Source organism: Bifidobacterium stellenboschense (genome assembly GCF_000741785.1).
Classification (GTDB): Bacteria; Actinomycetota; Actinomycetes; order Actinomycetales; family Bifidobacteriaceae; genus Bifidobacterium; species Bifidobacterium stellenboschense.
The window spans coordinates 262508-281520 of the sequence record NZ_JGZP01000012.1; the positions used below are offsets into that span (position 1 = coordinate 262508).

The 19013-nt window shown below is 66.1% G+C and carries 22 protein-coding genes and 2 tRNA genes; 5 read left to right on the top strand and 19 right to left on the bottom strand.

Annotated elements, in window-relative coordinates:
• From sucC to BSTEL_RS06045, 12 genes are all read right to left on the bottom strand, one after another.
• Positions 1-1203, bottom strand: coding sequence for an ADP-forming succinate--CoA ligase subunit beta (gene sucC / locus BSTEL_RS05990; protein ID WP_034528294.1), 1203 nt, complete (start codon positions 1201-1203; stop codon positions 1-3).
• Between the two features lie 96 nt (positions 1204-1299).
• The gene (locus BSTEL_RS05995; protein ID WP_034528485.1) at positions 1300-1881 is read right to left on the bottom strand and encodes an adenine phosphoribosyltransferase; all 582 of its coding nucleotides are present in this window, start codon (positions 1879-1881) and stop codon (positions 1300-1302) included.
• A 2-nt stretch (positions 1882-1883) separates the two neighbouring features.
• The gene (locus tag BSTEL_RS06000) at positions 1884-2330 is read right to left on the bottom strand and encodes a preprotein translocase subunit YajC (RefSeq protein WP_034528296.1); all 447 of its coding nucleotides are present in this window, start codon (positions 2328-2330) and stop codon (positions 1884-1886) included.
• 48 nt (positions 2331-2378) lie between these two features.
• Positions 2379-3461 carry a Holliday junction branch migration DNA helicase RuvB gene (gene ruvB / locus BSTEL_RS06005; RefSeq protein ID WP_034528298.1) on the bottom strand — a complete coding sequence of 361 codons (1083 nt, stop codon included), beginning with the start codon at positions 3459-3461 and terminating at the stop codon, positions 2379-2381.
• A gap of 36 nt (positions 3462-3497) precedes the next feature.
• On the bottom strand, positions 3498-4121 hold the full coding sequence (gene ruvA, locus BSTEL_RS06010) for a Holliday junction branch migration protein RuvA (RefSeq protein ID WP_034528300.1): 624 nt from the start codon (positions 4119-4121) through the stop codon (positions 3498-3500).
• A gap of 62 nt (positions 4122-4183) precedes the next feature.
• Positions 4184-4768: a crossover junction endodeoxyribonuclease RuvC gene (ruvC, locus tag BSTEL_RS06015; RefSeq protein ID WP_034528302.1), complete on the bottom strand. Its 585-nt coding sequence runs from the start codon at positions 4766-4768 to the stop codon at positions 4184-4186.
• A 7-nt stretch (positions 4769-4775) separates the two neighbouring features.
• The gene (locus tag BSTEL_RS06020; protein WP_034528304.1) at positions 4776-5531 is read right to left on the bottom strand and encodes a YebC/PmpR family DNA-binding transcriptional regulator; all 756 of its coding nucleotides are present in this window, start codon (positions 5529-5531) and stop codon (positions 4776-4778) included.
• A gap of 129 nt (positions 5532-5660) precedes the next feature.
• Positions 5661-7712, bottom strand: coding sequence for a threonine--tRNA ligase (gene thrS, locus BSTEL_RS06025; protein WP_034528306.1), 2052 nt, complete (start codon positions 7710-7712; stop codon positions 5661-5663).
• 167 nt (positions 7713-7879) lie between these two features.
• Positions 7880-8122, bottom strand: coding sequence for a hypothetical protein (locus BSTEL_RS06030; protein WP_051922885.1), 243 nt, complete (start codon positions 8120-8122; stop codon positions 7880-7882).
• A 118-nt stretch (positions 8123-8240) separates the two neighbouring features.
• A tRNA-Asn gene (locus BSTEL_RS06035) sits at positions 8241-8313 on the bottom strand.
• A 49-nt stretch (positions 8314-8362) separates the two neighbouring features.
• Positions 8363-8435 (bottom strand) — tRNA-Asn (locus BSTEL_RS06040).
• 153 nt (positions 8436-8588) lie between these two features.
• Positions 8589-8882 (bottom strand): helix-turn-helix domain-containing protein, encoded by a 294-nt coding sequence (locus BSTEL_RS06045; RefSeq protein ID WP_051922886.1) that lies wholly within the window; start codon positions 8880-8882, stop codon positions 8589-8591.
• 140 nt (positions 8883-9022) lie between these two features.
• Here BSTEL_RS06045 and BSTEL_RS06050 point away from each other — a divergent pair, with 140 nt between their 5' ends.
• Both BSTEL_RS06050 and BSTEL_RS12140 read left to right on the top strand, forming a co-directional pair.
• A complete protein-coding gene (locus tag BSTEL_RS06050; RefSeq protein WP_034528309.1) occupies positions 9023-9355 on the top strand; it encodes a hypothetical protein in 333 nt (110 codons plus the stop codon).
• A gap of 64 nt (positions 9356-9419) precedes the next feature.
• Entirely contained in the window at positions 9420-9566 is a 147-nt protein-coding gene (locus tag BSTEL_RS12140) for a hypothetical protein (RefSeq protein ID WP_156963187.1), read from the top strand.
• Positions 9567-9620: 54 nt separating this feature from the next.
• Here BSTEL_RS12140 and tsaD read toward each other — a convergent pair whose 3' ends face one another.
• The 5 genes from tsaD to holA all read right to left on the bottom strand — a co-directional run bounded on the left by tsaD (position 9621) and on the right by holA (position 13768).
• Positions 9621-10664: a tRNA (adenosine(37)-N6)-threonylcarbamoyltransferase complex transferase subunit TsaD gene (tsaD, locus tag BSTEL_RS06055; RefSeq protein WP_034528311.1), complete on the bottom strand. Its 1044-nt coding sequence runs from the start codon at positions 10662-10664 to the stop codon at positions 9621-9623.
• Entirely contained in the window at positions 10661-11290 is a 630-nt protein-coding gene (locus tag BSTEL_RS06060) for a GNAT family N-acetyltransferase (RefSeq protein ID WP_034528318.1), read from the bottom strand. The genes tsaD and BSTEL_RS06060 overlap by 4 nt, the downstream gene beginning before the upstream one ends.
• The gene (gene tsaB / locus BSTEL_RS06065; RefSeq protein WP_034528320.1) at positions 11290-12111 is read right to left on the bottom strand and encodes a tRNA (adenosine(37)-N6)-threonylcarbamoyltransferase complex dimerization subunit type 1 TsaB; all 822 of its coding nucleotides are present in this window, start codon (positions 12109-12111) and stop codon (positions 11290-11292) included. The genes BSTEL_RS06060 and tsaB overlap by 1 nt, the downstream gene beginning before the upstream one ends.
• A gap of 98 nt (positions 12112-12209) precedes the next feature.
• Positions 12210-12782 (bottom strand): tRNA (adenosine(37)-N6)-threonylcarbamoyltransferase complex ATPase subunit type 1 TsaE, encoded by a 573-nt coding sequence (tsaE, locus tag BSTEL_RS06070; RefSeq protein WP_034528491.1) that lies wholly within the window; start codon positions 12780-12782, stop codon positions 12210-12212.
• 17 nt (positions 12783-12799) lie between these two features.
• Entirely contained in the window at positions 12800-13768 is a 969-nt protein-coding gene (holA, locus tag BSTEL_RS06075; RefSeq protein ID WP_034528322.1) for a DNA polymerase III subunit delta, read from the bottom strand.
• 78 nt (positions 13769-13846) lie between these two features.
• Here holA and BSTEL_RS06080 point away from each other — a divergent pair, with 78 nt between their 5' ends.
• The 3 genes from BSTEL_RS06080 (at position 13847) to BSTEL_RS06090 (ending at position 16107) form a co-directional block, all read left to right on the top strand.
• A complete protein-coding gene (locus BSTEL_RS06080) occupies positions 13847-14713 on the top strand; it encodes a D-hexose-6-phosphate mutarotase (protein ID WP_034528324.1) in 867 nt (288 codons plus the stop codon).
• A 173-nt stretch (positions 14714-14886) separates the two neighbouring features.
• Positions 14887-15390, top strand: a complete 504-nt coding sequence (bcp, locus tag BSTEL_RS06085) for a thioredoxin-dependent thiol peroxidase (RefSeq protein ID WP_034528326.1) — start codon at positions 14887-14889, stop codon at positions 15388-15390.
• Positions 15391-15648: 258 nt separating this feature from the next.
• Entirely contained in the window at positions 15649-16107 is a 459-nt protein-coding gene (locus BSTEL_RS06090) for a hypothetical protein (RefSeq protein WP_034528328.1), read from the top strand.
• Between the two features lie 70 nt (positions 16108-16177).
• Here BSTEL_RS06090 and BSTEL_RS06095 read toward each other — a convergent pair whose 3' ends face one another.
• Both BSTEL_RS06095 and BSTEL_RS11420 read right to left on the bottom strand, forming a co-directional pair.
• The gene (locus BSTEL_RS06095) at positions 16178-17110 is read right to left on the bottom strand and encodes a helix-turn-helix transcriptional regulator (protein ID WP_051922887.1); all 933 of its coding nucleotides are present in this window, start codon (positions 17108-17110) and stop codon (positions 16178-16180) included.
• Complete coding sequence (locus tag BSTEL_RS11420; protein ID WP_084686140.1) at positions 17107-18774, bottom strand: RecQ family ATP-dependent DNA helicase; 1668 nt, start codon at positions 18772-18774, stop codon at positions 17107-17109. Before BSTEL_RS11420 ends, BSTEL_RS06095 begins: the two co-directional genes overlap by 4 nt.
• Positions 18775-19013: the final 239 nt, after the last annotated feature.

Below are 19013 nucleotides of genomic sequence, written 5' to 3' on the forward strand. Positions count from 1 at the left end.
TCAGTTGGCCTCCTTGGCTGCGATGGCGTCGGCCGCGATGCGGGCGGCCTGATGCGCCGCCTCCTCCATCGTCTTGGCGACGTGAACGTTCGGATTGTTGGATTCGGCGAGGATGGCGAGACCCTCGGCAGCCGCATTGCCATCGAAGCGGACGACAATCGGCTTGGTGCCGCCGAGCGTGTCGATCGCCTCGAGGATGCCCTTAGCGACCTGCTCGCAGGAGGTGATGCCGCCGTAGACGTTGATGAACACGGATTCGACCTGCGGGTCGGAGACGACGATCTCAAGGCTGGCGGCCATCACCTCGGCCGAGGCGCCGCCGCCGATGTCGAGGAAGTTGGCGGGCTTGATGCCGGTGCCCTGCTCCTCGCCGGCGCCGGAGACGGCGTCGAGGGAGCTCATGACGAGGCCCGCGCCGTTGCCGATCACGCCGACCTGGCCGTTGAGGTGCACGTAGTGCAGGCCGTGGTCCTTGGCTCGGCGTTCGAACTCGTCGTTGGCGAGCGGGTCGGCGAAACGCTTCCAGCCGTCGTGACGGAAGGCGGCGTTGTCGTCGAGGGAGATCTTCGCGTCGAGCGCGCACAGGCTCTTCGAGGATTCGTCGTCCGGGTCGCCGATTTTGGCGAGCGGGTTGATCTCGACGAGCGTCGCGTCATTCTCCTTGAAGCACTTCCACATCTTGAGCAGGATCTGCGCGGCCTGGTCGACGTCCGCATGGTAGAAGCCGATGCTTTCGGCCATCTTCGTGGCCGCGGCGAGATCGAAGTCGTCGAGGGCCTCGATGTGCAGGCGCTTGACCGCCTCCGGATGCTCCTTGGCGATCTCCTCGACCTCGGTGCCGCCGTTGGCGGTGGCGAGCACGTCGTAGTCGCGGGAGGTGCGGTCCACGGAGATGGACACGTAGTACTCGTGGAGGATGTTCTTGCCTTCGGCCACGAGCACGCCGTTCACCTTGTGCTTGTGGATGGTCATCGGCAGGATGTCCTCGGCTTCGAGGATCGCCTCGTCGCGCGTCTTGGCGAGCTTGACGCCGCCGGCCTGGCCGCGATGGCCGATTTTGACCTGCGCCTTGACGACGCAGGGGTAGCCGAGCCGTTCGGCGGCTTCGGCGACCTCATGGGAGTTCTGCGCGTAGATGGCCTTCGGAGTGGGGATGCCCTGCTCCTCGAGCAGCTCTCGCGCCTGGTATTCGTAAAGATCCATGACTCTTCCGTCTGCTTGTGACTGTTGACTATTGACATGGCCGCCACCATGCCCGTGATGGGCTGTGGTGACGGCCGAAAACCATTACGCCGGTTTTCAGGCCGGCATGGAGATGAGCGTCGAGGTGGGGACGTCGCCGAGCTTGTCGAGGCCGTCGAGGCCTTCGAGGCCCATGACGAAGCTGAATCCGGCGATCGCGCCGCCCGCCTTCTCGATGAGGTCGGCGCCGGCCTTGGCCGTGCCACCGGTGGCGATCAGGTCGTCGACGATGAGCACGCGCTCCCCCGGCTTGACGGCGGACGTCTCGATCTCGACGCTGGCGGTGCCGTATTCGAGATCATAGGATTCGCCGATGGTCTCCGGCGGCAGCTTGCCCGCCTTGCGGATCGCGATGAAGCCCTTGCCGAGATGATGGGCGAGGGACGGGCCGAACAGGAATCCGCGGGATTCGAGGCCGGCGACCGCATCGAACGAATTGGCCGGGACCGGCAGCGCGGCTTCGAGCGCGCGCAACAGGATGTCGAGGCCGCGCGGGTCGGCGAGCACCGGCATGAAGTCGCGGAAGATGATGCCTTCCTTCGGGAAGCCGGGAACCGAACGAATCAGGGACACGAGGTACGCGGCGTCCTCGGAGCCCACCTTGTCGAGATCGCGGGTGGTGATGTCGTTGCCGGCCATGATCACTCGACCTTCTTCTCGTCGTCGGCCTTCTTGGCTTCGGCGGTCTCGGCCTCGGCGTTGTTCTGCTCGACGGACGCGTCGACGTCCACCTGGGCCTCGTCGCCGGAGGCGTTCTCGGCGGCATCGTCCTGGGGCAGCGGGTTGCCGTTCTCATCCACCTCGTCGTCGGAGACGAAGGCTGGACGCTCGTACGCCTTGGCGATGCCGCTGTAGGAGAAGCGCAGCAGGGATCCTTCGGAGTCGATGACGATCTCCTCGTACTGTTCGTCCACGGACACGACCTTGCCGATGATCTGGCCGATGGTGATGACCTCGGTGCCGGGCTGGAGGTTGGCGCGGAAGTCCTTGACCTGCTGCTGGCGTTCCTTGTTCTTCTTGGACTGGAACCACATCATGCCGCCCATGACCACGACGAGCACGACGATGAAAAGCATATTGGCATCCATTGAGGGGAATTCCTTCCGATCGGAAACGACTAGTCCAACTTCTGAAGTCTAGAAAAGCTTGTTGACAACATCATCTTTCGGCCGTATGCCGAGATGGTCCCAAGCCTTCTGCGTGGCCACGCGGCCCTTCGGCGTGCGCACGAGGAAGCCCTCGCGCACGAGATACGGCTCGCACACGGTCTCCACGGTCTCCGACTCCTCGCCGACCATGGCGGACAGCGTGTTGAGGCCGACCGGCCCGCCGTTGAAGTTGCGTACGATGGCGTTGAGCACGGCGATGTCGAGACGGTCCAATCCTTCGGCGTCGATCTGGTAGAGTGCCAGCGCCTCCTTGACGTCGTCTGGCCCCGCCGACGGCAGGTCGTGGACGATTACCCAGTCGCGTACGCGGCGCAGCAGGCGGTTCGCGATACGCGGCGTGCCTCGGGAGCGCAGGGCGAGCTGGTGCGCCGCCCCCTCCTCCAAGGCGAGGCCGAGTACGGTGGCGGAGCGTTCGACGAGCTTCTCCAGCTCGTCGACGGGATAGAAGTCGAGATGCGCGGTGAAGCCGAAACGCGCGCGCAACGGCGAGGGCAGCATGCCTTCGCGCGTGGTCGCGCCGATCATCGTGAACCGCGGCAAGGTGAGCGGGATGGAGGACGCGCCGGGGCCTTTGCCGACCATCACGTCGACGCGGAAGTCCTCCATCGCGATGTACAGCAGCTCCTCGGCGGCGCGCGGCAGACGATGCACCTCGTCGACGAACAGCACCTCCCCCGCGTCGAGCGAGCTGAGGATGGAGGCGAGATCGCCCGCATGCTGGATGGCGGGGCCCGACGTGATGCGGATCGGCACGCCGAGCTCATTGGCGACGATCATCGCCAACGTGGTCTTGCCGAGGCCGGGAGGGCCAGCAAGCAGGATATGATCCGGCGGAACCTCGCGTTTGCGCGCCGCGTCGAGGAACAGCTGGAGCTGCGCCTTGAGCCTGGGCTGGCCGATGAACCCGTCGAGGACGTGCGGTCGCAGCTCCTCGTCGCTCACCGGCTCGTTGCCGACCGGCTGGGAGGAGACCATGCGCAGCGACTCCTCGTTCGCGCCGATGTTCTCGTTGCCTTCCGTAACCGTTCCGCTGATGTAGGGTTCGTTCATCCGTTCACCTCCGGTCCTTCGTCAAGTGTCGTCATGTCAGATGCCGCGGTCCAAGGAGTTCAACGCGAGCTTGAGCACGCGCGGCACGTCCTCCGCGGCGAGCGGCGTGGCGATGCCGTTGGCCGCGCACGCCGCCCGCACGGCGTGTTCGGCGTCCTGCTGCCGCCAGCCGAGCGAGATGAGACCTTCGACGACCTGCAGCGAGCCCTTGTCCTCTGGCTGGGCCGTGGTGACGGCGGCGGCCCCGGATTCGATGTCTTCGAGATTGATCGATCCCTTGAGTTCGAGGATGATCTTCTGCGCGCCCTTCTTGCCCAGTCCGGGGGCTTTGGCGAGGGCTGCGGCGTCGTTGTCGGCCACGGCCTTGGCGAGCTGGTTTGGGTTCAGCGTGGACAGCAACGACAATGCCACCTTCGGCCCGATGCCGGAGACCTTGAGCAGCTGCAGGAACGTGCGTTTCGCCGCCGGTTCGAGGAACCCGTACAGGGTGATGGCGTCCTGCGAGACGTTGAGATACGTGTACACGCGCGTCTCCATGCCGCCATGCACACGCGACAGGTCGGCGGAGGGCATGCGCACCTCGTACCCGACTCCCCCGACCTCGATGAGCGCGGACGAGGCGTCGACCGTCTCGACCATGCCTGTCAACGAACCAATCACGGCGACTCCTTTCGAACAGCTGTTCGACAGTGTACACCATCATGCGGGATAACGCGACCCGGTCACATGCCGCGGTCGGCGTTGAACCGGCGTTTCGTCGCCTTCTTGGATGCCTCCGCCCATTGGCGTTGCGCCGGGGTGAGATGTTCCTCGCGTTCGCCGCCCTGCAGCGCGCCGGCCGGGCGCAGGGCGTGGCAGATCGCCAGCGCCAGCGCGTCGGCGGCGTCGGCCGGCGTCGGCATCGTGTTGAGGTTGAGGATGCGCGTCACCATGCGCTCGATCTGGATCTTCTGCGCGTGGCCGTTGCCGGTGATGGCGAGCTTCGCCTCGGTCGGCGTATGGAGTGCCACGGGGATGTTGCGCTGGGCGGCGGCGAGCATGGCGAGCCCCGCCGCCTGCGCGGTGCCGAGCACCGTATTGCGGTTCGACTGGGCGAACACGCGTTCGATGGACACGGTGTCGGGCGCGTACGTCTCGATCTTCTCGACCAGGCCGTTGTAGATGGCGAGCAGGCGCAGGTCCTGCGACACGTCCGGCGAGGAGCGTACGACGTCCACGTGGATAAACGAAAGCCGGCGGTGGGCGCCGGCTTCGATCACGCCGACCCCGCAGCGCGTGAGCCCGGGGTCGACGCCAAGGATGATCACGTGCGGACTACTCCTCGTCCAGCTGGGCCATGACCTCGTCGGAGGCGGTCCAGTTGGAGTAGATGTTCTGCACGTCGTCGAGGTCATCGAGCTTGTCGATGAGGTTGGAGACCTTGCGGGCGTCCTCCAGGGAGAGCTCGACCTCGTTCTTCGGGGCCATGACCAGATCGGCGGAATCGTACTCGAAACCGGCGTCGACCAGGGCCTGGCGCACGGTGTGCACGTCGGACGGATCGGTGACGACGGTGAAGACCTCGCCGTCATCCTGGACGTCCTCGGCACCGGCCTCGGCGGCGGCCTCGAACAGCTTGTCGAAGTCCACGCCCTCGGACGGGACCACGATCTGGCCCTTGCGCTCGAAGTTGAAGGACACGGAGCCGGAGGTGGCCAGGGAGCCGTTGCCCTTGGTCAGGGTGGAACGGACCTCGGCGGCCGCGCGGTTGCGGTTGTCGGTCAGGCACTCGATGATGAGGCCGACGCCGGCGGGGGCGTAGCCCTCGTAGACGATGTCCTCGTAGTTGGCGCCGCCGGCCTCTTCACCGGAGCCGCGCTTGACGGCGCGCTTGATGTTGTCGGCAGGCATGGAGGCCTTCTTGGCCTTGTAGATGGCGTCGTACAGGGACGGGTTGCCGTCCGGGTCGCCGCCGCCCATGCGGGCCGCGATCTCGATGTTCTTGATGAGCTTGGCGAAGAGCTTGCCGCGCTTGGCGTCGATGGCGGCCTTCTTGTGCTTGGTGGTCGCCCACTTGGAATGACCTGACATAATGCTCCTAGCAGGTTATGAGACGGATATCTGACAAACGAAACGATTGTATGGCGTTAAGCCGACAACGCGGGCCGGCCGGGACGTGGCGTCCGCATCCCGGCCGGCCCGCGGCGGATCGGCGGCGAATCACTCGGCTTCGACGGACTCGTCGGCCACGGCGGCCTTGAAGTCGTCGGCGGAGTTGACCTGGACGCGCTTGGCGATCACCTTGAGGATCTGGGCGCGTGCCTCGTCGACCGGGACGCCGTTGAGCTGGCTGCCGTCGCGGAAGCGGAAGCTTACCGCGTTGTTGTTCATGTCCTCCTCGCCGACGATGAGGATGAACGGCACCTTGGACTTGGAGGCGTTGCGGATCTTCTTGCCGAAACGATCGTCGGAGTAGTCGATCTCGCAGCGGACCATCTCGTCCTCAAGGCTCTTGACGAAGCCGGCGAGATGCGGGGCGAACTCGTCGGCGACGGGCACGCCGAGCACCTGCACCGGGGCGAGCCACGCCGGGAACGCGCCAGCGTAGTGCTCGAGCAGCACGGCGAAGAAGCGCTCGATGGAGCCGAACAGTGCGCGGTGGATCATCACCGGACGCTGGTGCGTACCGTCCTTCGCGATGTACTCGAGCTTGAAGCGCTCGGGCAGGTTGAAGTCGAGCTGGATGGTCGACACCTGCCAGGTGCGGCCGATCGCGTCGCGCGCCTGCACGGAGATCTTCGGGCCGTAGAAGGCGGCGCCGCCCGGATCGGCCACGAGGTCGAGGTGGGACGCTTCGGCGACCTCGCGCAGCGTGTTGGTCGCCTCCTCCCAGATCTCGTCGGAGCCGACGTACTTGTCCGGATCCTTGGTGGACAGCTCCAGGTAGAAGTCGGACAGGCCGAAGTCCTTGAGCAGGTTCAGCACGAAGGTGAGCAGGCTGGTCAGCTCGTCCTTCATCTGCTCGCGGGTGCAGTAGATGTGGGAGTCGTCCTGGGTGAGGCCGCGCACGCGGGTCAGGCCGTGGACCTCGCCGGACTTCTCGTAGCGGTACACGGTGCCGAACTCGAAGAGGCGCAGCGGCAGCTCGCGGTAGGAGCGCTGGCGCGACTTGAAGATCAGGTTGTGCATCGGGCAGTTCATCGGCTTGAGGTAGTAGTCGAAGCCGGGCTTGGTGATGTTGCCGTCCGCGTCGCGCTCCTCGTCGAGGTGCATCGGCGGGTACATACCGTCCTTGTACCAGTGCAGGTGGCCGGAGGTCTCGTACAGGCCGCCCTTGGTGATGTGCGGGGTCTGCACGAAGCTGTAGTGGTGCTTGCGGTGCATCTCGCGGGAGTAGTCCTCCATCGCGTTGATGACGGCGGCGCCCTTCGGGTGGAACACGGCGAGGCCCGGTCCGATCTCCTCCGGGAAGGAGAACAGGTCCATCTCAGCGCCCAGCTTGCGGTGGTCGCGCTTGGCGGCCTCCTCGAGACGCGTCTGGTAGGCCTTGAGATCCTCCTTGGTGGCCCAGGCGGTGCCGTAGATGCGCTGCATGGTCGGGTTCTTCTCGCTGCCGCGCCAGTAGGCGGCGGCGGAACGTTCGATCTTGAACGCCTTGATGAAGCGGGTGTTCGGCAGGTGCGGTCCGCGGCACAGGTCCTTCCACACGACGTTGCCGTCACGGTCGACGTTGTCGTAGAAGCTGAGCTCCTTGCCGGAGATCTCGGTGGCGGTGGACGGGTCGAGGTGCGCTTCCTTGTCCTGGATCAGCTCGATCTTGAACGGCTGGTCGGCCTCCTCGGCGAGGGCCTCCTCCTCGCTCACGACGCGGCGGCGGAAGGACTGGGACGACTTGATGATGCGCTGCATGTGCTTTTCGATCTGCTTGAGATCGTCCGGCGTGAACGGCTGATCGACCTGGAAGTCGTAGTAGAAGCCGTCCTTGATGATCGGGCCGACGCCGAGCTTGGCGTTCGGGAACAGTTCCTGCACCGCCTGCGCCATGACGTGCGTGGCGGAGTGGCGCATGATGCCGAGGCCGTCCTCGGAGTCGAGCGCGACGGACTCGACGGTGTCGCCGTCGTTGAGCGGCGTGTACAGGTCACGCAGTTCGCCGTTGAGACGCACGGCGATGATGTTCTTGTCGTCCGCGAAGAGTTCGACGCCGGTGGTGGTTGCTTCCACCTCCTTCGCTTCGCCGTTGACTGTGATGGAGATGGAGCTTTGCGCCATGATGGTGTCCTTTGCTATCTGGGTCCGCGTTACCAATGTGCAGGCCTGGACGTGTAATCAACAGTTGCACACTGTAGGGCGGCGAGAGGACATGCGCAAGCCGCGTTCACCAAGCGAACGCATGGGTGAACCGAAGCCGTATGGAAGGTGTATGCGGGCCGACGTCGTCAGGCGCGCTGCACGAGCCACTGGGCCGCGGTCTTCTTCGAGGGGAACACGCCTTGGGCGCCGTTGGCGCCGTCCGCCAGCCACATGCGTTTCAGGCCGACGGTCTGCTTGCGCACGGTTCCGGCTCCGCTTCCGTTGTGGAGTACGGCGAATACGCCTCGTTCGATTCTCAGTATCCTCACGTCCATGATGACGGCCTCCTCGCCGTGATCGTTCCCGTTCGTCTTCGATGGTACCGCCATCCGCGGCTGTGCCGTGGCTGACGCGCCGAATCCGTTGTGCCAAGGTTGCGGCTACGTTGTCACCTCGGTTTCGACATGCAGAAAGCCTCAGGCATGAACCTGAGGCTTTCCGTCAAAGCTCCTGCGACTGGGCTTGAACCAGTGACCGTCCGATTAACAGTCGGATGCTCTGCCAACTGAGCTACGCAGGAATATTCAATTATCACGTCCCTTCCGAACCGAAGTTCCTCCGGGGTGAAGCTCCTGCGACTGGGCTTGAACCAGTGACCGTCCGATTAACAGTCGGATGCTCTGCCAACTGAGCTACGCAGGAATATTCAGTTATCAACCGCCCCCGACCGCAACCGGGCGCGTTCGCAACGAGTGATGAATATACGCGCCGGTCTCCCATAACGCAACTCGGCGTGTCGCAGATGGGCAGTTTGCCGCCGTGCGTTTTCCCGGGTTCCGCCGCCGGCCGTCCGACTCATCTCGTCCGGGTCGGTATGCGCGAATCGGGAGTGTCGTACATGCCGATCTCCTCCGCGGCCTCCCTCATGCCCTCCAACGCGATCCTGCGCCGGCGCTCGGACTCCCGCTTGAACCTGAGCACGTCGTCGGCCGCGACCATCCGGCGTCCGGTGCGCCCGACCATCTCAAACGGGATTGCGCCGGAGTCGAGGATGCGGCCGACGGTCCTCTGCGAGATGCGGAGAAGGCAGGCCACCTCGTCCACGGTCATCATCCCGTCTCCCGTGGTTGTCCGCGTCTTCGTCGTCATCGCCTCGCCCTCCGTAATGTGTCTTCGTCGATCTGCGTGAAGGGCCTTGTCGAGCCTCGACACTTCAACCAATTGTCGCATCTGTCGCGACATCTCGCCGGCATGAGACAACGTGCTCGAACAGGAACTGGACAATCCCGTTGGACGGCAACGGCAACTACGTGAGCGGCGTGCCCTACACCGTCGAATACGACAGCAAGCTGGTCAAGGTCGACAACCCGACCGGCGTCACCGGCAACGGCCCCATCGCCATCAACTGGACCGCCGTCGGCAACGGCGGACAGCTGGACGCGAGCACGCAGGTTACGCTCACCGGCCGCATGCGCTTCTACGGCCCATACACGCGCGGAATCCGGCACCACCCTCAGTCGGCCTCCGGCCGACAGCTCCCGCCAGCGGGAGCAAAAGGGTGCTGCCCGACCAGTCCGGTCATTGACTGCTCCCGCTGGCGGGAGCGGGAAGAGACTGGATAGAGCCGGATGACCGGATAGACTGTCATTCAAACCCCACAATTCGAGAAACCAGCAGGGAGGATGAATGACCGACGAAACCTATTGGGACCGGCTTTCCGATGAATACGCCGCGCACACGCCCGACATCATCGGCGAGACCGTTCATCCTCAGGGGCCGATCACGATGGACGACGTCATCGGTTTCCTCGCTGGCCGGCGGCCCCGCACATGAGAGACGAAACGAATACGTGTGAAACGGCCGGTCGGCACGCGTCGTCACAATCCCCTACATCACCACTTTGGTCAGCGGCATGGCCGAGTCGACGGCGAAATCGGGCGCGCTGGGCGCGACCCCGGCCTCGACGAGGTTCACACCCAGCATCGCCACCATCGCGCCGTTGTCGGTGCACAGCTTCAGTTCCGGAATGCGCACGTCGACGCCGTTGGAGCGCCCGTATTCGAGCAGCTTCGCTCTGAGCTGCGAGTTGGCGGAGAATCCGCCGCCCACGATCAGCGTGTCGGAATCGTACTGGCGGCAGCCGCGCATCGCTTTCTTCGCGAGCACGGTGGCCACCGAGTCGGCGAGCGAGGCGCATACGTCGTCGACGGGGATCTCGCGCCCTGCGGCCTGCTCCCCTTCCACCCAGCGGGCGACGGCGGTCTTCACGCCGGAGAAGCTGAAGTCGTACGGGTGCTTCGCGCCGGCCTTGCCCTGCGTGAGCCCCTGCGGCACGCGGATCGCATGCGGGTCGCCGTGTTGCGCGTGCCGGTCGATGTGCGGGCCTCCCGGGTAGGGGAAGCCGAGCAGACGCGCCACCTTGTCGAAGCACTCCCCCGCAGCGTCGTCGAGCGTCGTGCCGACCACGTCGATGTGCCGCGCCACGTCCTCGACGTGCAGCAGTGACGTGTGCCCGCCGGAGACGATGAGTGCGAGCGTGTCCTTGGGGAACGGCCCGAACTGGAGCTGGGTGACGGCGATGTGCCCGATCACGTGGTTGATGCCGTACAGCGGTTTGCCGCTCGCCCAGGCGAGCGCCTTCGCGCCGGAGACGCCGACGGCGAGGCATCCGGCGAGTCCGGGGCCCGCGGACACGGCGATCGCGTCCACGTCGGCGAGTTCGAGGCCGGCGTCCGCCAACGCCTTGGACACGCACGGCACGAACGCCTCGGCGTGCGCGCGCGAGGCGATCTCGGGGATGACGCCACCGTAGCGCGCGTGCTCCTCCATCGAGGAGGCGACCACGTTGGAACGCAGCGTGCGCCCTTGGACGATGGCGGCCGCCGTCTCGTCGCAGGTGGATTCGATGCCCAGTACGATCGGTTCGCTCATCGCGTCTTCTCCGTTTCTCCGTTCATGTTCGTTCCGTCCGTCGTCGTATTCGTCGTGTCCGCCTCGCTCGCCTCGTGGCTCGTCGCTCCCGTGAATCCGACGACGCGCGGTTTCAGTTCCAGCGCCATCACGTACGCGTCGATGCCTTCCGGCTGGTAGTAGCGTCTGCGCAGTCCGATGCGTTCGAATCCGAATCGCCGGTACAGCGCGATGGCGGGCTCGTTGTTGACGGCGACTTCGAGCAGCATGCGCCGCGCTCCTTGTTCGCGCGCGTGGCCGATCAGCCAGGTGAGCATGCGTGCGGCGAGTCCGCGGCGCTGGTAGCGTCGGCCGACGCCGATGTCCATGATCTCCGCGTCTTCGCCGTCGTACCAGTATCCGGCGAATCCGCGCACGACGCCCGGCACGCAGCCGTCAGGTCCCGGCACATGGCCGTCTCCCCCGTCGCCGTATTCGCCGTCACCTTGTTCGCGTTCGCAGTCGAACACGTAGACGCGTGCGGGCGCGTCGAGTTCCTGCCTTACCGCGTTCTCGCTCCACGCGTGGTTGCCGAACAGTTCGACCTCCAGCGCACGCACCGCGGCGACGGCGGTCCCGCGGTCGAGTTCGTCCAATGCGACGAGCATCAGTCCTTCCTCCCCGCTCCCTCATGGCCGAGCACGTGCTTGAGCGGCGCCGGCACCTCCGCGTCCGGTCGGCGCAGATACAACGGTTCGACGGGTGCCTGCGGGTCGTGCGCATGCGCGAGCGTCGCGTCGGCGGCGAAGATCTCGACGCCCTGCCGCCCTTGGTCGAACACGGATTCGTCGGTCACGTCGCCGAGACATTCGATGCCGTGCAGCGCGTCCGCGTATTTGGCGGCGCCGTGGCCGACGACGTCGACGACGATCTCGCCGTTCGTCATCGCCGCGACCTCGCGTACGGCGGCGTTCACGCGCTCGGCGATCGACGCCGGATAGTCGATGTCCATGGCGATGAGCGCGCGTGCGGCGGTTCCGGCGTTCCCGGCATCATCGGTTCCGTCGCTGCCGAGCGGACTCTCGTACAGCGCGAAATAGAGTTGCTTGCGTCGCGCGTCGTTGACGGCGAGCGTGAGCACGCGACGCGTCTTCTGGTCGCCGAGTGTGCCGGCCTTGCCTCGCCTGATGAGATTCCATTGCGCCTGCGGTGCGAGCACGTCATGCCCGATGAGTTCCGCGCCGGTGGCGAACGCCAGCGCCTTGGCGGCGACGATGCCGGCGCGCAGTCCGGTGAACGGCGCCGGACCGGTGCCGACGATCACCGTCTCGATGTCGCGCGGCGCGTATCCGGCCTCCTTGACCGCACGCGCGATGTTCACCTGCAGCTTTTCGACATGGGTGCGCGAGTCGGTCTCGACGATCGGCTCATGTCCCACGACGCCTACGGTGGAACCGTATGACGTGTCGATCACCAATGTGCAGCCCATGCATCCTCCCGACGTGTGCTCGTGATTTTCCGACATGATTCTTCGGATCTGTAGTCAGACCTGTAGAGAGTGTACACCGCCGCGTGCGGGCCGCCCGTTCAGAGCGTGAACCCACTCCAGCGCGCGCCGACCGGCACCAGCGTGACGATGCGCGTGCCGTCGCTGGTGAGTTCGCCGTCAGCGTCCACGGCATTGGCATCAGCGCCGTCCAGCGGACGCGCGATGTGGATTTCGAGCCGTTCCGGCGCGAGCGCGGCGGCCATCTGCTCGCCCCATTCCATGAGCACGACCGTGTCGTCGCTGGTGTCTTCGAGCTCCTCGTCGAGTCCGAGCGATTCGAGTTCGTCGAGCAGACGGTTCACGGCGGCCTGTCCGGGCGCGTAGTCGGCGCCGCCGAGACGGTACGCGTCCACGTGTACGAGGTGTGCGGGACTACCGTCGGCGAATCGGCCGTCCAGTTCGCGGGCAATGGTGAACGTGGGCGAGACGATCGGCTCGCCGATGCCGAGTCCTTCGCCGAATCCCTGCGCGAGCGTCGTCTTGCCGGCGCCCAGCGGGCCGGACAGGAGCAGCACGTCGCCGCCGCGCACACGCGCCGCGATACGGCGGCCCAATGCGCGCATGTCGTCGCCCGTGGGAGCCTCGATGACGATCGTCCCGTCGTCCCGCATCTCGTTGATCTCCCCGCTCATGCCCGTCCTTTCGTCGCGATCGTCTCGATGCTGCGCTCCAGCGCATACATAGGGTCTCCCCCGTTGGTCTTGCACTCCTCATCCGCCCAGGCGAGCGTGCGGATGCACGTGGCCATGCCGGCGGACGTCCAGCCGCCGAGCTTCACGTACTTGCGCGCCCACGGGTTCATGCCGAGTTCGGCGGCGCTGATCCTGCCCGCGTTGAACGCGGACACCTTCGCCACGGCCCTGAGCTTCGACGCCAACGCGCCGATGAGCGCGACCGGTTCGACGCCCTGCTCGACGGCGGAACGCATCTTGACGATCGCGTCGGCCGTATGGCCGGCCATGGCGGCGTCGGCCACGTTGAATCCGGTGACCTGCGCATTGGCGGTCAGATACTGGTTGACCCGATCCAAGCCGATCGGATCGTCGTCGAAGTCGAAGCACAACTGCCCGCACATGGCGGTGAGTTCGCCGATGCTGCCGCCGAGCACGTCGACGAGCTGCTGCGCGGCGATCGGTTCGACGCGCCTGCCCTGCTTCTCGAAACACTGCATCACGTAGTTGAGTTTCGCTTCCGGCTTCTTCAGGTCCGGTACCTCGACCTTGCGCGCACCGGCTTGGATGAGCCGGTCGAGCAGACGCTTGCCTTTGTTGCCGCCCTCGTGCCGGCAGATGACGATGCTGGCATTGTTCGGGTCGGCGGCCGCCTGCGTGCAGTAGTCGACGATGCTGTCGCCGAGTTTCTCGTCCGCGGATTGCAGGTCGTCGACGCGCACGACGGCCACGTCGGCGAGCAGGGAGGGGCTTACGGCCTCGTCGAACGCGTACCGGTCCGCCGTGGCGGCGTCGAGTTCGACGAGTTCCGCGTCCGGGCGTCGTTTCAACGCCGCCTCGCATTGTTCGCGCACGGTTTCGCCGTTGAGATACAGGTCTCCCCCGTACACCACGATGACCGGTGCCTTGCCTGCCTGTCTTGCCATGCTCCCCATCACCCCACATCCGCTGGACAACTGGCATAATGGAACGGACCGCCCATTCATTTGTGGTTTGGAGGAAACATGGGTTCTGCATCGTTCACGATTCGCGATCTCGTCAACGCCGACGGCTCCACTTCGATCAGCGATTATGGCGCGCACGTGCTGCGTTGGGCACCGCGCGGCCAGTCGGACGTGGTCTGGCGTCCGCGCGCGATTCATCTGCTTGAGGGGAAGGCGATCCGCGGCGGCGTGCCGATCATCTTCCCATGGTTCAATTCCGGGTTCGATCCGGCCAATGACGCCGCGAAGACGCCCAAGCACGGGTTCGCGCGTTCGAGCTTCTGGCATCCGGTGGACGGTTCGATCACGGATCGCCATGCGGAGTACGTGCTGGATTCCGGTGAGATCGATGCGGCGACGCTCGCGCAGTTCGTCGGCAACGACGCCCCGCGCTTCCACGCGTCCTACACGGTGGATGCGGGCGAGTCGCTCACGATGGCGTTGACGGTGACGAACGACGGCGACGCCGCGTTCTCCTACGAGGCGGCGCTGCACACGTATCTGGCGGTAGGCGATGTGACGCGCGCCCGCGTCGTCGGATTGGACGGCGCGGATTACCTGGACACGACGCTGCCCGGCTTCCCGGTGCGCACGCAGTCCGGCGACGTGACGTTCGATGGCACGATGGTCGACCGCATCTACCTGACGAATACGCCGCTCGAACTGCATGACGACACGACAGGCCGCACGATTCTGAGCTCCTCCCAAGGCGCGACGGCGACGGTCGTGTGGAATCCGGGCGAAAAGGCAGGCAATGCGATCGGCGATCTGGAAACCGGCGAATGGCGCGGATTCGCCTGCGTGGAGGCCGCCGCGAACCGCGACCGCATGATCACGCTCAACCCCGGCGAATCCCACACCCTCTCCCAGACCCTCGCCGTAAAGTAGTTTCGTTCTCGGCTCCCCTAGTCAGCCGAAGCCTATTCGTCTTCGGTTCCCCTTGCCAAGCGAAGCCGACCATTCGCCCTCGGCTCCCCTTGTCAGGGGAGCTGTCGGCGAAGCCGACTGAGGGGTAGTCATACCGAAACGCAACAATTCACACAACGAAGGGGAACGACAATATGCCCAACGAAACCGAACCGCTTCCATCCCGTCTCGAAGCCGGACAACCGGCCCCGGACTTCACGCTCCCCGCAGTGAATCCGGACGGCGATGAGACCACCGTCACCCTGTCCTCGCTCACCGCGGACGGCAGGAAAGTACTGCTCTACTTCTATCCGGCGGCGATGACGCCCGGATGCACCACCGAAGCCTGCGACTTCCGCGACAACATGGCGCGTCTCGGCTCGCTCGGCTACACGGTGCTCGGCGTCTCGAAGGACCCGCTCGCCAAACTGCAGCGGTTCCGCGAACGCGACCACCTGTCGTTCCCGCTGTTGAGCGACCCTGACCTGACGGTGCACAAATCGTACGCCGCCTACGGGGAGAAGAAGCTGTACGGCAAGATGCACGTGGGCGTGATTCGCTCCACGTTCGCCATCGATGCGGACGGCACGATCACGCTCGCCCGCTACAACGTACGCGCCAAAGGCCACGTGGACTCGTTGCTGAAGAAGCTCGGCTGACCGTGGCCGGCTCCCCAATGCCGGAGAGCCGGCCACAATGACCGAAGCGGATGCTCGCTCCCGCTGGCGGGAGCTGGCTCGCGAAGCGAGACTGAGGGTGGTGTGGAAACGAAAAAAGGTGGTATGGAATCGAAAACCCGGAAGAAATCGCATACACCCAGAGCTTCGACGTTTCCTATCTGCTTGTCGGGTATGGTGTCGTGTATGACGATCGGCGGGATGGGCCTGCCGGGGTCATTCAAGGAAAGGATTTCTACCATGGGCAAGGTGTTGACTGGTGCCGAGGTGACGTGGCGGCGCAGGCGTTTGGGGTTGAACCGCACGGATCTGGGGGCGGCGATCATGGTCGTGTCCCAGGGCAAGGTCACGGCGCCGATCTCGGAGAGCACGGTGACGCGTTGGGAGCATGACAAGGGCGGCGCGTTCATCTACGTGTCGGCGGAGACGATCCGCATGTGGTTCGACCGTCTGGACATGCTGGCGGAGCGGATCGACGACAGCGCGTACGCGTTGTGCGCGAAGGTGGGCGCGGGCCCGGACGGCGTGGCGCATCTGACCGCGTACCGCAACGACGCGGCGTTCCACAGGGTGTTCCCGAATCTGGCGCCGTTGCCGTGCTCGCTGTGGAACCATGGGGTCGTCGAGGCGCTGATGCGCCTGCGTCGGGAGAACCCCGACCGCACGTATGTGATGGATTGGGCGCACCTGCCCGAATAGGAGTCGTTCGGGACATGCGCGTGGCCCCCACTCCGGAGATCCGGGGTGGGGTCCACGCGCGTCCGGGCGGCTATGCGGACTGACGGCCTTCGAGGACCTGCCGGTCGTGGCGGGCGAGCCACCGTTCCCACAGGGTCTCCGCGTCCTCCGGCCGGGGGTCGGCGCCGGCGGCCCGATGGGCTTCGACGCCTTCCCTGAACAGGCGGAACGCCTCGTCGTCGTCGAGCGTCCCGGCGTCGGATTCCGCGCCGGTCTCCTCCGGGTCCGGTCGCGGATCGCGCGGCGTATGGACGAGCGGCGCGGCGCCGGCGATGAGCCGTTCGGCGGGGACGCCCAGTGCGGCGGCGAGGTCGAGGAGCGTGCCGGCGCGTACGCGGCCGGTGGAGCGGCGGCCGGTCTCGATGCCGCTGATCACGTTCTGCGGCTGGCCGCTCTTGACGGCCAGGTTGACCTGCGGCAGTCCGGCCTGGCCGCGGTACCATCGGAGCGGCTCCCCGTCCCAGTCCTCGGGAGGTTCCGGCACGGCCCCGGGGTCCGGTTCGGGACGGCCGGCGAGCCGTTCCATGCTCGTGCCGAGCACGCGGGCGATCGCGTACAGGTATCCAGCGGTCATGGATGTGACCGGACTGTCCTCGTACCAGTAGCGTTGCAGCGAACTGGGGTTGACGCCCGCCTGTTCGCCGAGGTCCTTGACGGTCCAACCGCGCTCGTGGCTCATGCGCACGAGGATGTTGTCCGGGTCGGGACGGGTCTCGCGGCGGGGCATGCGCGCCGGGTTGATGCCGAGGATCTCCGCCCACTGGGCGGTCTTGTCGTCGCCGATGCTTTCGATGGGATGCTCGCCGCGTTCGATGCGGCTGACGGTGGACTCCTGCACGCCGATCATCTCGGCGATGGTCTTCATCGTCAGACGCGCGTCCAAGCGGATGCGCCGCAGCTGCGGCCCGTCCACCAGCACCGTGCGCATGAGCGGCGTGCCCATGGTGGCTTTGATCCTGCTCATCGTTCCTCCTCCTCTGTTTCCGTGGTCACGGTCCCCGCCATCCAGGCGGGGATGATGGTTTTGTATTCGCCCACCGCGAACGTGCGTTCGGCGATGAGCTGGTCGATGACCGCGCGGATCGCGGCCTTCCGGAATCCGGGCAGGCCGCCGTATCCCTCGATGCGGTCGAGGTGCTGTTCGCGTACGCTCCGCCTGGTGGAGCCGATGAGCGCGGACGCGATGGCGTCGGCGCCGACGCTGTGCCCGTACGTGTCGACGAGCCTGTCCACGTAGGCGATGACGCGGGCGCGCACATGGGCGCGTTCCCTCGGGTCGAGACGCGCCCGTGCTTGGCGGCGTTCCTCGCGTGTACGGCGGCGGGGTTCCCCGTGTCGTCCGCCCATGGCGGCGTGCGTCGTTCCTGGCGTGTGCAGGCATGCGCCGCAGCGGCCGCATGCGCGGCGGTACGGAGCGGGCCCGTCGAGCGTGTCGAGGACGACGGCGCGCAGGCACCGGTCGGCCGCGCAGTAGCGGCTCATCGCGTCGAGACTGGGAATGAGGCCGTGCGCGGCGGCGATGCGGTCCGGATTACCGGATTCCTCGGCGTCGCGCACGGCCTCGCGGATCATGCCGCGCTGCCGGCGGAAGTCGCCGGGACTCCAGTAGAGGACGCTGTCGGCGGGCAGACCGTCGCGGCCGGCGCGTCCCGCCTCCTGCCAGAACGCCTCCAGGCTCTTGCAGGGCCCGTCGTTCAGCACCCAGCGCACGTCGGGCTTGTCGACGCCCATGCCGAACGCGCTGGTCGCGACGATCACGCGCGGCGAGCCGGCGAGGAACCCGTCCTGGATGCGCCGCTTCCTTCCGTCCGCCAATTTGCCGTGGAACGCCGCCGCGTCGACGCCGGCGTCGCGGAGTCCGGCGGCGAGCCTCTCGCAGCCGTCGCAGCTCTCCAGATAGACGATGCCGCTGCCGGGGTGGGTCGCGGCCCAGTCCCGGATACGGCGGCGGCGCTCCCGTGGGATCGCCTCGACGACGGCGAGCCTGAGATTGGGGCGGTCGGCGCCGGTGCGCACGCGCACGGGGTCCTCAAGGCGCAGGAGCCGGGCGATGCCGCCCGCCTGGGATTCCGTGGCGGTGGCGGTCAACGCCATGACCGGCGGACGTTCGGACAGCCCGTCGATGAAATCGCCGATATGCAGATACGAGTCGCGGAAGTCGGCGCCCCACTTGAGCACGCAGTGCGCCTCGTCCACGGCAATCAGGCTGATGCGCATGGGCGCGATGAAGTCCAGGAAGTCCGGGTTGGCGAGCCGTTCGGGAGCCACGTAGAGGATCCGCAGGCCGCCGGAACGCGCCCGCGCGTACACGGCCCCCACCTCGTCGGCGGTCATGTCCGAATCGACGGACGCGGCCGGCAGGCCGATCGCGTCGAGATGGGCGACCTGGTCGCGCATGAGCGCGCGCAACGGGGAGATGACCAGCGTGAACGTGCCGGGACGGGTGGCCGGCAGCTGGTAGCACACGCTCTTGCCGCCGCCCGTGGGCATGATCCCCAACGCGTCGCGTCCCTCGATGGCCGCGAGGGCCATGGCCTCCTGGCCGGGACGGAACCCGTCGAATCCGAAGAACCGTTTCAGCGCGGCCCTCATATAGCCGTGCATCGTCATGTCGTTGCCGTCCATCATGTCTCCTTCGATGATCCGCCCACGCGGTTCGATCGAATTAACTATGTGTGATGTCTCCGAAATATACACGCCTGTTCGTTTGGCGCAAGTCGATTGTAATCGTCGCGACGGGAACACGTCTACGTGAGTGCCGCCGAATGCCGAATCACAATCTTGTTCTTTGCAGGCTCGAGAATTCACCTGCTTACGGTTGGGGGCGATCGTGCTCCCCTCGCGTATTACGTGCGGGGAGCACAATC

Excerpts from the sequence above, each read along its gene's own strand:
- BSTEL_RS11420 (WP_084686140.1), bottom strand. The coding sequence starts at position 18,774 with ATGATGGACGGCAACGACATGACGATGCACGGCTATATGAGGGCCGCG.
- BSTEL_RS06080 (WP_034528324.1), top strand. The coding sequence starts at position 13,847 with ATGGGTTCTGCATCGTTCACGATTCGCGATCTCGTCAACGCCGACGGC.
- holA (WP_034528322.1), bottom strand. The coding sequence starts at position 13,768 with ATGGCAAGACAGGCAGGCAAGGCACCGGTCATCGTGGTGTACGGGGGA.
- thrS (WP_034528306.1), bottom strand. The coding sequence starts at position 7,712 with ATGGCGCAAAGCTCCATCTCCATCACAGTCAACGGCGAAGCGAAGGAG.
- bcp (WP_034528326.1), top strand. The coding sequence starts at position 14,887 with ATGCCCAACGAAACCGAACCGCTTCCATCCCGTCTCGAAGCCGGACAA.
- tsaD (WP_034528311.1), bottom strand. The coding sequence starts at position 10,664 with ATGAGCGAACCGATCGTACTGGGCATCGAATCCACCTGCGACGAGACG.
- ruvB (WP_034528298.1), bottom strand. The coding sequence starts at position 3,461 with ATGAACGAACCCTACATCAGCGGAACGGTTACGGAAGGCAACGAGAAC.
- BSTEL_RS06000 (WP_034528296.1), bottom strand. The coding sequence starts at position 2,330 with ATGGATGCCAATATGCTTTTCATCGTCGTGCTCGTCGTGGTCATGGGC.
- BSTEL_RS06045 (WP_051922886.1), bottom strand. The coding sequence starts at position 8,882 with ATGACGACGAAGACGCGGACAACCACGGGAGACGGGATGATGACCGTG.
- BSTEL_RS12140 (WP_156963187.1), top strand. The coding sequence starts at position 9,420 with ATGACCGACGAAACCTATTGGGACCGGCTTTCCGATGAATACGCCGCG.
- BSTEL_RS06090 (WP_034528328.1), top strand. The coding sequence starts at position 15,649 with ATGGGCAAGGTGTTGACTGGTGCCGAGGTGACGTGGCGGCGCAGGCGT.
- tsaE (WP_034528491.1), bottom strand. The coding sequence starts at position 12,782 with ATGCGGGACGACGGGACGATCGTCATCGAGGCTCCCACGGGCGACGAC.
- BSTEL_RS06095 (WP_051922887.1), bottom strand. The coding sequence starts at position 17,110 with ATGAGCAGGATCAAAGCCACCATGGGCACGCCGCTCATGCGCACGGTG.
- BSTEL_RS06060 (WP_034528318.1), bottom strand. The coding sequence starts at position 11,290 with ATGCTCGTCGCATTGGACGAACTCGACCGCGGGACCGCCGTCGCCGCG.
- BSTEL_RS06030 (WP_051922885.1), bottom strand. The coding sequence starts at position 8,122 with ATGGCGGTACCATCGAAGACGAACGGGAACGATCACGGCGAGGAGGCC.
- BSTEL_RS05995 (WP_034528485.1), bottom strand. The coding sequence starts at position 1,881 with ATGGCCGGCAACGACATCACCACCCGCGATCTCGACAAGGTGGGCTCC.
- BSTEL_RS06020 (WP_034528304.1), bottom strand. The coding sequence starts at position 5,531 with ATGTCAGGTCATTCCAAGTGGGCGACCACCAAGCACAAGAAGGCCGCC.
- sucC (WP_034528294.1), bottom strand. The coding sequence starts at position 1,203 with ATGGATCTTTACGAATACCAGGCGCGAGAGCTGCTCGAGGAGCAGGGC.
- tsaB (WP_034528320.1), bottom strand. The coding sequence starts at position 12,111 with ATGGGCTGCACATTGGTGATCGACACGTCATACGGTTCCACCGTAGGC.